Here is a 9,862-nt window from a genome sequence, read left to right as displayed (position 1 = left end):
AGCGGACCCTGCACCGCGCGTGCCCGATCCAGCGCCACCGACACCACCGACGCGCCCGCGCGGTCGATCCCGGTCTCCGAATGCACTCGCTTGCCGACCCGCAGCGCGTGCTGGGCCAGCTCGTGCAGGGTGCGCCCGGACGCCTGCTGCGCGTCCGACGCGGAGTAGGCGGCGCGGATCTGGCTGAGGATCTGCTGCTCGCCGACCACCATCGAATCCAGGCCCGAGGCCACCGCGAACAGGTGCTCGGCCGCGGCCTCCGCGTAGCGCACGTACGCGTGCTTGGTCAGCTCCGGCAGCGGCAGACCCGAATGCCGGGTGAGCAATTCGCCGATCTCGCCCAGCGCCGGGTGGAAGGCGTCGACGACCGCGTACACCTCGATGCGGTTGCAGGTGGAGACGATCATCGCCTCCGACACGTGGCTCGAGGCCAGCATCTTGTCGGTCAGCTTCGGCCGGTCGGTCTCGGTGATGGCGATCTTCTCGAGCACCGCCACCGGTGCGCTGCGATGCGAGATGCCGACGAGAAGCACACTCATGGCTGGACCACCGCTCCCTTGCTGGTTGTGTCCGCGGTTTGAATCGTCGCCACCCGGCGAATCGGGGTGGACATCACGACGTCGGCCGCGGCCACGCTCGCGGCGCCGGAGGCGGCCGCGCTCATCGCTTCCTCGGCGGCCGATTCCGCACTGCGCGCCCGTTCGAACGACAGCAGCTGCATCTCCACCGCGAGATCCACCCGCCGCACCTCCACGCTGGGCGGCGCGTCCAGCGCCAGCGCCGAGAAACTCAGAATGCACTGCACACCGGCGGCCACCAGCAGATCGCAGACGCCCTGCGCGGCGGTGTCCGGCACGGTGACGACCGCGATGGTCGGCTCCAGAGTGGCCACGGCATCGACCAATTCGGCCACATCGCGAACGACCAGTCCACACACGACCGTGCCAATCACCTCGGGATCGTTGTCGAACAGCCCGACCATGGCGAAACCGCGACGCCGAAAACCGCCGTAACCGACCAGCGCCCGGCCCAGATGCCCCGCTCCGACCAGCACCACCCGGTGTCCCTCGGACAGGCCGAGCACATCCTCGATGCGGTCGCGCAGCTTGATCACGTCATAGCCGACACCTCGAACGCCATTGGGCCCGAGGAACGAAAGATCCTTGCGTAACTTCGCCGAACCGACACCCGCCGCGACAGCCAGTTCCTCACTCGATACGATGGCTACACCGTCGTCGGCGAGTACGGCGAGCACGCGAAGGTACGTAGCCAGCCGGGCCACCGTGGCCTGCGGGATGTCCTTCTGCAGAGCCTTGGAGACGCCAGTCGGCGGCGTCTCGTGCTGCTCTGTCACGTCGCTTGCGCTCCTCGTCCGGCCGGGGGTGAGTGTCCGGGTTCTTTTGTCGACCCGACGCCGGGAGACCATCGCGGTCCTTGCAGGCGAGGTCGAGTCAGGTTCAGGGGGTCGCTTCCGCATGAACGCGGGTTGCGTGCCACCACCGTAACCGCTTGTGAAGCCCTGCACAAAGTCGGTGAATTCAGTCACTTTGCGACGGGCTCCGGCCCCGGGTTCATTCAACCCTCCTCGGCGCGAACCCGCTACGGGACACACCGGAGGGGACGGCGAAGGGGGTTCGGGTTGCGGACCCCCTCGCCGCACATTCGCAGTTGCCCCTATCGCGCCCTATTTCGCGAGGTCGGCGCGCAGGCGCGGTTCGTCGACGTCGAAATAGCTGTGTTCGCGGCCATCCAGCAACACCACCGGCAGGCGGTCCCCGTATTCGGCGCGCAGGCCCGGATCGGTCGCGGCGGCCTCGTCCACGTCCACGGTGGTGACCTCGATGCCGAACTCCGCGCAGATCGGACGCAATTGTTCGAGTGCCGTACCGCACAGTCCACAGCCGCTACGAGTCAACAGAGTCACTGCATGTGGCGAATCGCTCATAGCCACCATCTAACAACTTCCCGATATGTCGATCAGCGTCTACGTTGCGGTCACCCCCGAGCGTTACTGTTGTCTTGTTCGCGCTAACAGGCGGAGGTACTGGTGCCGGAACGTTCGAAAGAGCCGGGGGCGGGATTCATCGCGGGACGCTTCGGCGAGTTCGCGCCGCGCTGGGGTCAGGGCCTGGCCGATCTGCAGGATCAGTTCAATCGCATCACCCGCAGCCCCTTCGGTCCGAGCGAGGAAGAGGTCCGCGCCAATCTGGCCGGTGAGGCCAGCGCCGACGCCGCCCTCGCCCTGCACGACGCCGAACTCGCCCTGCGGGACGACGACGACACGCCGACCCACGCGGTCGCCCGCGACCTCACCGCCGCGGCCTTCTTCGACGTCGACAACACCATGGTGCAGGGCGCGTCCATCGTGCACTTCGCCCGCGGCCTGGCCACCCGCAAATACTTCAAGACCTCCGACCTGGTCGATATGGCTTGGAAGCAGGTCAAATTCCGGGTGACCGGCAAGGAGAGCCACTCGGACATGGCGTCCGGCAAGGAGAAGGCGCTGTCGTTCATCGCCGGCCGCCCGACCGCCGAACTCGCCGCGCTCGGCGAGGAGATCTACGACGAGATCATCGCCGACAAGATCTGGCCGGGCACGCGCGCGCTGGCGCAGATGCACCTGGACGCGGGCCAGCAGGTGTGGCTGGTGACCGCGACCCCGGTCGAGCTGGCGCAGGTGATCGCCAAGCGGCTCGGATTGACCGGCGCGCTGGGCACGGTCGCCGAGAGCGAGGACGGCATCTTCACCGGCCGCCTGGTCGGCGACATCCTGCACGGGCTGGGCAAGGCGCACGCGGTGCGCACCCTCGCCATCCGCGAGGGCCTCAACCTCAAGCGCTGCACCGCCTACTCCGACAGCCACAACGACGTGCCCATGCTCTCGCTGGTCGGCACCGCGGTGGCCATCAACCCGGACGCGGATCTGCGCGAGGTCGCCAAGAACCGCGGCTGGGAGATTCGCGACTTCCGCACCGGCCGCAAGGCCGCGAAGGTCGGTGTGCCGACGGCCCTCGCGCTCGGCGCGGCCGGTGGCGCTGCGGCGGCGGTGCTGTCCCGCAAACGCGAAGCCAAGGCCAGCTAGAAACAGTCGAAAAACGAAGTGGCCCGGTCCAATTGGACCGGGCCATTCGTATGTTCGTTCGAATTCTCTAACCCGTGAACGGATTCCGGCGTTTGATCAGATTCTTGTACAGCGTCCCCTGAATGGTTTCGCGCACCTGATCGGTCACCTCGAACATGGTCATCGGATCATCCGCGTCCGCGGGTTCGTATCCGGCGGTCGAAATCGGTTCGCCGAATTCGATGTACCACTTCGACGGGAACGGAATCGCGCCCAGCGGACCGAGATGCGGGAACAGCGGCGTCACCGGGAAATACGGGATCCCCAGCAGTCGCGCCAACGGCTTGAGATCGGCGAGCTTCGGATAGATCTCCTCCGAACCCACGATCGAGCACGGAATGATCGGCACGCCCGTGCGCACCGCGGCCGACACGAAACCGCCACGGCCGAAACGCTGCAACTTGTACCGGTCCGCGTACGGCTTGCCGATGCCCTTGAAGCCCTCCGGGAACACGCCCGCGACTTCGCCCGCGCGCAACAGCCTTTCGGCATCGGCGGGGCAGGCCAGGGTGTGGCCGGCCTTGCGCGCCAGCCCGCCGATGATCGGCGTCTCGAAGATCAGGTCGGCCGCCATGATGCGCAGCGCGCGCTGCTTGGCGTGATGGTCGTGCACGGCCAGTTGCAGCATCAGCCCGTCCAGCGGCACCGTGCCCGCGTGATTGGCCACGATCAGCGCGCCGCCCACCTCGGGAATGTTCTCGATGCCCGCCACCTCGACCCGGAACCACAGCTCCGACAGCGGCCGCAGCATCGGCAGGATCACCGACTCGAGCAGGTGCTCGTCCAAACCGAATTCGTCGACCAGGTAATCGCCGGTGAGACGACGGCGCGCGAAGTCGGCGGTGTAGCGAACCCCGTCGGCGACCGTCCCCCGAATCAACTCGCCCAGCGACTTGGGCTGACGCGCTTCGACTTCGGCGAGCCGATCGGTCAGCGAGGTCACCGGGGTCAGCGCGGCCGATTCCCCCGCCGGCCACACCCGAGACGGGCGATTCTGCCGCGCCTCGAAGTCCACATCGTGAAGTCGGATCACCTTCGCTACGTCACTCATTGGTGTGCTCCCGTCCCGGCCCCGAGCAGGCCGAGAAGTTTGTTCTCTGCGGCGTCGATCCACGTGGGATCGATCACGGGCCGCAACGCTGCGCCCCCTATGAAGTCGTCGAATGCCTGCACCGTGGTCCAGCGCGGCTGGAATCCGAGCTCGGTGCGCATTCGAGTGGTGTCCAGACCACAACCGAAATGGAAGTAGTCGATCTGCTCCGCGGTGAACTCCCGCATCACCGGGCCCATCACGGTGCGCCCGACACTGCGGAAAACCGCGTAGGGAACCGGCAATTCGATCCGCCCGGCCCGGCGGATGGCCTGCGACAACGCCATGGCGCCGTCCCCGGCCACATTGAAGGTGCCACCCGGGGCCGTCATGGCCCCGTGCACCAGGGCGGCGATGCCGTCCTCCTCGTGCAGCAACTGCATGCGCGGATCGCGCCCGAGGATGGTGGGCGTGATCGGCGAACGGAAATACTGCACACCACGTTTCGCCAACTGCGGACCCACGATCGGCGGAAAGCGAAGAATGGCGGCCGAGATATCGGGACGACGCCGCGCGAGCCCGCGCACGAAACCCTCCACCTCGATCATGTCCCGCGCGAACCAACCGCGCGGCGGCGTGCGCGCACCCATTTCCTCGGTGAATTTCACCGGATCCTTGGCGCTGCACCCGTAAACGGCGGACGAGGACCGCACCACCACTCGCCGCACGCTGGAAGCCTTGCGGCACACCGCGAACAGCTGCATGGCCCCCAGCACGTTCATGTCCTTCATGGCGGCGCGACCGCCACCGGACGGCGGCCGCGACAGTGCCGCGGGATGCACCACCGTGTCCACCTGATTACCGTCGATCACCTTGCGGATCAACGGATTTCGAATATCGGCGCGCACGAATTCGGCGCGGCCCATGCGGCGCAGCAACTCCCGGCTGGGCTGTTTGGCATCCACGGCGATGATCCGCTCGACGGCAGGATCGGCCGCGAGCCGGGCCACCACATTGCCGCCGAAGAACCGGCTCGCACCGGTCACCATCACCACCTTGGGCGCCTGCCCGTCTCGGGTCCCTGCCGCACCGGATCCCACTCGCAGCCCCCAAGCTCTTGAAATGTCACCGCACGTATTCCCGCGCTCCAAGGGTAACCGGCGGGTAGGTGCCACTCGAAGGGTATTAACCAGGATCTAACGATGACTTCAATCACCCGAGAAAAACGAAAGCCCGCCACCGACGGTGACGGGCTTCCAGCTACGACGCAGCGGGCTTACTTGCCGAGTTTGCGACGCTGAACACGCGTGCGGCGAAGCAACTTGCGGTGCTTCTTCTTCGACATGCGCTTGCGGCGCTTCTTGATCACAGAACCCATAGGGTTGTTCCTCGCGTTCTCTCGGGTCATCCCCGCTTCCGCGGGGTGCACACTGTCTGACCCTGCACAGTCCCTACCCGATACGGGCCGAGATGGACCCGGCGGCACCACCGGCACGTACAGGATGCCGGTCCATGCTACCGGGCCACTCTCCGGCGAACGAAACGGGAGGGGGCTGTCGGACTATCCCGGACGTTCTACCCCGCGTCGAAGTAGGACGTCTCCAGATAGTCGTGCACCGCCTTGGCGTGCACCCGGAAGGAACGCCCCACCCGCACCGCGGGCAGCTCTCCCGAATGCACCAACCGGTACACCGTCATTTTGGATACCCGCATCAAATTCGCGACCTCGGCGACGGTGAGGAACTGAGTCCCTCCGCCGATGACCGAGCTGGCGTTGATTGGGCTGTTTCCGGACCTCGCTTGACTGTTTCCAGACATCATCGCGTCACTGACCTCCGGCACGTCCGCGCCGCCGGCTTCCCCACCGGCGGAACAGACACGCACGTGCTCCTTGAAGCTTAGCGGGACCAGTGGGATTGCTGCGACGGGTGTGAGAAATCAGCCTTTGCTGTGGCGAGTCGGCCTCCGGCAGCAAACTAGCAACCGAGCAGTATTGGAAAGCGGGGACGTATACACCCGCCCTGTCAACGTTAGTCCGCGGTCGCGCCGAGTTCCATGGAACGGCGTTTTGCGGCATGCAACGCATCGTGGAACGCCGAACGCACCGCGCCCCGCTCCAACTCCCGCAGACCCGCCGCCGTGGTGCCCGCGGGCGACGTGACGGCCCCGCGCAATTCCGGAGCAGACTGCCCCGACTCGTCCAGCAGCGCGGCCGCGCCCAGCATGGTCTGCACCACCAACTGGGTTGCCACATCGCGGGTCAGACCCAGGCCCACGGAGGCGTCGATCATCGCCTCGACGATCAGGAAGAAGTACGCCGGGCCCGAACCCGATACGGCGGTCACGGCATCCATCTGCGACTCGGCGACCGTCACCACCTTGCCCACCGATTCGAGCATCTCGGTGACCAGGGTCAGCTGCTCCTTGCGGGCGTAGCGGCCCGCCGCGATGGCGCTCATGCCCTGGCCCACCAGCATCGGGGTGTTCGACATGACCCGGACCACCGGGAAACCGGCGGGCAGCTTGGACTCCATGCGCGCGGTCGGCACACCCGCGGCCAGCGACACCAGCACCTGATCGTGCTCGTCGCCCAGCTCGGCCTTGCCCAGCTCGGCGACCACGCCGTCCACATCGTTCGGCTTCACCGCGATCACGATGAGATCGGCGGACTTGGCGGCCTCGGCGATGCTGTCGGTAGCCCGGATACCGAACCGGTCGGCCAGCAACTCCGCGCGCGCCGGGACAGGCTCGACAACCACCAGATCCTTGTTGGCCCGCCCGGACTCGAGCAGCCCGGCGATCAACGCCTCCCCGATCCGTCCCCCACCGATTACCGCAATCCTCGTCATGGGTTTCAAGGCTAGCGGGACAGGCGATTACCTCGGCTGGGGGATCAGGGCGAGCTGCCGGGACTGGGCGACGATCGCGCCCGTCGAGTCGATGACGAGTTGGTCTTCGTCGAACATGCGGTGGCCGACTTCACGGCTGGTGGCGATGACGCGCAGCCAGCCGGGGGCCGGGCGGCGGCGGAGGTAGGTGGTCATCTGGACCGTGGGGGCCCAGCCGAAGTGACCGAGGTTCATGGGGACCGGGGGGCTCATGTCGGCGGACATCATGGCGAAGAAGGCGGAGACGTCGGGGTCACGTTCGTCGCCGTCGAAGGGGCGGATCCACAAGCGCAGGCGGGGTTGCGACTTCTCGCCGGACAGGAAGGTGGCCCATTTCGGGTCGATGGCGACCGAGGAACCCTGGGCCACATGCACGAGCTTGCCCATGGGGTTGCGCTCGTCGTAGGCGAGGGCGTCCGCGGACGGTTCGGCGGGCATATCGCCCGCGTGGTCGTCGGCGTACTGCGGCTCGGAGTCGTCAAGGTGGCTGAACGTGAAGGAGGTCTGCACCAGCGTGCGGCCGTGCTGGACCAGGCTCGCGTCGAGCAGGCAGATCTGACGGCCCAGCTTGCGGGTGCGCACCTCGTAGGCGACCTCGCCCGGATCGGGCGCGCCGAGGAAGTCCGTGCTGGCGGAGATGGGGAACATGGCGGCCTGCTCGGGGGCGGTGCGGCGCAGCCATTCGGTGGCGGCGGCCGCGCTGCCCGCGACGATGGTGCCGCCGTGCACCTTGTCGCCGATGGTCCAGGTGGGCTCGATCAGGCCCGCGTAGCGGCCGAGTTCCGGAGTCGCCGAATCGAGTTCGGTCACCCGACAGACGCGACTGAACGGCGCGTTCGCCAATTCACCCGTGAAATCCGATTCGACGGTCAACTCCGTTGTCATCCAGCTGTCCTTCCACCGTGTGGTTTGTACAGCGTAAACGGACCGCGCGGTCATTCCTGAACAGCGGTGGGATGAATCACTATCCGCGGTGCGCGGCGGTCGGCTCCGGGGTCGGGGCCGGAGTGAAACCGTTGAGATGGGTGCGGGCGAAAGTCAGCGCGCGATCCAGCATGGCGGCGCGATCCATGGTGGTGCGAGCCATCTGGGTGTTCACCTCGATCACCGCCTGACCGGCGAATCCGTTGTGCACCAACATCTCACAGAGCTCGGCCACCGGCTGGGTGCCCTCCCCCGGAATCAGGTGCTCGTCGGTGGCGGCGCCGCGACCGTCGGCCAGGTGCAGATGGGTGAGACCGGACCCCATGCGACCCGCCAGCAGCAGCGGATCCACACCCGCGGTCGCGGTGTGCGAGGTGTCGAGGGTGTAGTGCCGGAAGCCGACATCGGTCGGGTCGTAGGACGGGCTGAAGGTGGTGATCGAGGGGCCCGGCCCGCCGCGCCGCTCCAGCCGTGTGATCGAGCTACCGCGAAACAGCGTGTCGGCGCGCATCGGGAACATGTTCTCCACCGCGACCGCCACGGGGCTCGAATTCTCCAGTTCCGCAACCTGTTTCGCGAAGCCGTCGGCATAGCGCCGCTGCCAGCGGAAGGGCGGATGCACGACCACGGTGGCCGCGCCCAGCGCCTCGGCGGTGTGGACGCTGCGGGTCAGCTTCGCGATCGGGTCCGACCCCCAGACCCGTTGCGAGATGAGCAGACACGGGGCGTGCACGGCCAGCACCGGGACGTCGTATTTGTGCGCGAAATGCTGCACGGTGGCAATGGACTGGCTGGCCGGTTCGGCCCAGACCATGAGTTCCACACCGTCGTAACCGAGTTCGGCGGCGTACCGGAACGCGGCCTCGGTGTTCTCCGGATACACCGAGGCGGTCGAGAGCCCGACCCGGATCTCCCTGCCTGCCCCGTTCTCGGCGCCCGCCCCCTGCGTCTGCCCGAAATTCCCCACTGCTGCTCCCTGCTCAGTTCGTACTGAGTAGAAAGGCTAGCGGTCCGAGCGTCACGAAGACGCCTACGACGACGGCAATCACAGTGGAGAAAATGTCATCGGTGCGCCGCAGCACGCGCACGAGCGCGACCAGGCCCAGGATCACGATCATCGCCAACGCCAGGGCAACCCACGGGAGCATTTCCCACATGCGTTCGAAGCCCTTGAACAGCAACATGCCCGCGACCGCCGCGCCCACGCTCTGGCCCGCGATCACCAGCCACTGCCGCCGGTTCTCGTCCTCGTCGGAACGGCCCTTGGCACGCGAGCGCGCGGGCGCCGGCTTGCGCTCCGGCTTACGGCCGAGCGCACCCGCCTTGCGGGTGAACGCCGAGAGCCGCGCGCCCATCGAGGGTCCGGGCTCGTCGTCGTACTCGTCGTACTCGTCGTCGAGCGGCTCGTAGAAGTCGGTGAGATGGTCGTCGGGCTCCGGCTCCGGCGCGACCGGAGCATGACCGCGACCGCCGCCGCGGCGTTTGCCGCCGTTGCGCGAATTCCGCTCGGCGCGTTCGTCTTCGCGGCTCTGCGCGTCACGGAGCAGATCCCCCGCAACCGATTCCCCGGACAGCAGCTGCTGATCGGACTCCGCCAGCGACGACCACGCGGCGGTCGGCACCGCGGCCTGATCGGGGACCGGCTGATCGTCACGACCCGGCCGTCTTCGCGCGGACCACGCCGGAAGACCGTCGGCCGCACCGTGATCGACGCCGCCGCGCCGCTCACCGGGCGGAGACTGCGGCGGAACCTGCTGAGCCTCCGCGTGCCGGCGGGCCGATCGCGACATCGGCGGGGCGGCGGGAGCGGCGGCCTGGGGCGGCTCGAAGGCCGGACGGCCGTTGCGCGGCAGCGGTTCCGGTCCGGGCGGGGCCCAGGGCTGGGCGGCCGGGTTGAAC

General features: G+C 67.6%; 11 protein-coding genes and 1 pseudogene. 1 reads left to right on the top strand and 11 read right to left on the bottom strand.

All coding sequences use genetic code 11. The features are described 5' to 3' along the window. The 3 genes from hemA to ACWELQ_RS27070 form a co-directional block, all read right to left on the bottom strand. The coding region (hemA, locus tag ACWELQ_RS27080; protein ID WP_452399861.1) for a glutamyl-tRNA reductase at positions 1-539 on the bottom strand (539 nt) is incomplete at its 3' end. Beyond that, entirely contained in the window at positions 536-1,354 is an 819-nt protein-coding gene (locus ACWELQ_RS27075; protein WP_452399860.1) for a redox-sensing transcriptional repressor Rex, read from the bottom strand. The genes hemA and ACWELQ_RS27075, both read right to left, overlap by 4 nt. A 330-nt stretch (positions 1,355-1,684) precedes the next feature. Then, positions 1,685-1,945, bottom strand: coding sequence for a glutaredoxin family protein (locus tag ACWELQ_RS27070; protein WP_452399859.1), 261 nt, complete (start codon positions 1,943-1,945; stop codon positions 1,685-1,687). Between the two features lie 102 nt (positions 1,946-2,047). Between ACWELQ_RS27070 and ACWELQ_RS27065 the strand changes: the two genes are divergently transcribed. Beyond that, positions 2,048-3,082, top strand: coding sequence for an HAD family hydrolase (locus ACWELQ_RS27065; RefSeq protein WP_452399858.1), 1,035 nt, complete (start codon positions 2,048-2,050; stop codon positions 3,080-3,082). 67 nt (positions 3,083-3,149) lie between these two features. Here the strand turns inward: ACWELQ_RS27065 and ACWELQ_RS27060 are convergent, their stop codons facing one another. The 8 genes and pseudogenes from ACWELQ_RS27060 to ACWELQ_RS27025 form a co-directional block, all read right to left on the bottom strand. Then, on the bottom strand, positions 3,150-4,154 hold the full coding sequence (locus tag ACWELQ_RS27060; protein WP_452399862.1) for a lysophospholipid acyltransferase family protein: 1,005 nt from the start codon (positions 4,152-4,154) through the stop codon (positions 3,150-3,152). Between the two features lie 14 nt (positions 4,155-4,168). Beyond that, entirely contained in the window at positions 4,169-5,200 is a 1,032-nt protein-coding gene (locus ACWELQ_RS27055) for an NAD-dependent epimerase/dehydratase family protein (protein ID WP_452399857.1), read from the bottom strand. Between the two features lie 227 nt (positions 5,201-5,427). Next, positions 5,428-5,529 carry a 30S ribosomal protein bS22 gene (locus tag ACWELQ_RS27050; protein ID WP_003402602.1) on the bottom strand — a complete coding sequence of 34 codons (102 nt, stop codon included), beginning with the start codon at positions 5,527-5,529 and terminating at the stop codon, positions 5,428-5,430. Between the two features lie 197 nt (positions 5,530-5,726). Then, a complete protein-coding gene (locus ACWELQ_RS27045; RefSeq protein ID WP_040813644.1) occupies positions 5,727-5,969 on the bottom strand; it encodes a helix-turn-helix domain-containing protein in 243 nt (80 codons plus the stop codon). A gap of 212 nt (positions 5,970-6,181) precedes the next feature. Next, positions 6,182-7,000, bottom strand: a complete 819-nt coding sequence (gene proC / locus ACWELQ_RS27040; RefSeq protein WP_452399856.1) for a pyrroline-5-carboxylate reductase — start codon at positions 6,998-7,000, stop codon at positions 6,182-6,184. 27 nt (positions 7,001-7,027) lie between these two features. Next, entirely contained in the window at positions 7,028-7,924 is an 897-nt protein-coding gene (locus ACWELQ_RS27035; RefSeq protein WP_452399855.1) for a thioesterase family protein, read from the bottom strand. A 79-nt stretch (positions 7,925-8,003) separates the two neighbouring features. Then, on the bottom strand, positions 8,004-8,930 hold the full coding sequence (locus tag ACWELQ_RS27030; RefSeq protein ID WP_452399854.1) for a sugar phosphate isomerase/epimerase family protein: 927 nt from the start codon (positions 8,928-8,930) through the stop codon (positions 8,004-8,006). A gap of 13 nt (positions 8,931-8,943) precedes the next feature. After that, positions 8,944-9,862 (bottom strand): annotated as a pseudogene (locus tag ACWELQ_RS27025) (hypothetical protein); the annotation flags it as partial.

The organism is Nocardia sp. NPDC004722, assembly GCF_053601505.1.
Note: the sequence above shows the minus strand (reverse complement) of the source record. Positions and strands in the feature narration are given on the sequence as shown.

What these genes read in the sequence shown, in the direction of transcription:
- ACWELQ_RS27050 (WP_003402602.1), bottom strand. Translation starts at nt 5,529, where the DNA reads ATGGGTTCTGTGATCAAGAAGCGCCGCAAGCGCATGTCGAAGAAGAAG.
- ACWELQ_RS27035 (WP_452399855.1), bottom strand. Translation starts at nt 7,924, where the DNA reads ATGACAACGGAGTTGACCGTCGAATCGGATTTCACGGGTGAATTGGCG.
- ACWELQ_RS27070 (WP_452399859.1), bottom strand. Translation starts at nt 1,945, where the DNA reads ATGAGCGATTCGCCACATGCAGTGACTCTGTTGACTCGTAGCGGCTGT.
- ACWELQ_RS27055 (WP_452399857.1), bottom strand. Translation starts at nt 5,200, where the DNA reads ATGGTGACCGGTGCGAGCCGGTTCTTCGGCGGCAATGTGGTGGCCCGG.
- ACWELQ_RS27045 (WP_040813644.1), bottom strand. Translation starts at nt 5,969, where the DNA reads ATGTCTGGAAACAGTCAAGCGAGGTCCGGAAACAGCCCAATCAACGCC.
- proC (WP_452399856.1), bottom strand. Translation starts at nt 7,000, where the DNA reads ATGACGAGGATTGCGGTAATCGGTGGGGGACGGATCGGGGAGGCGTTG.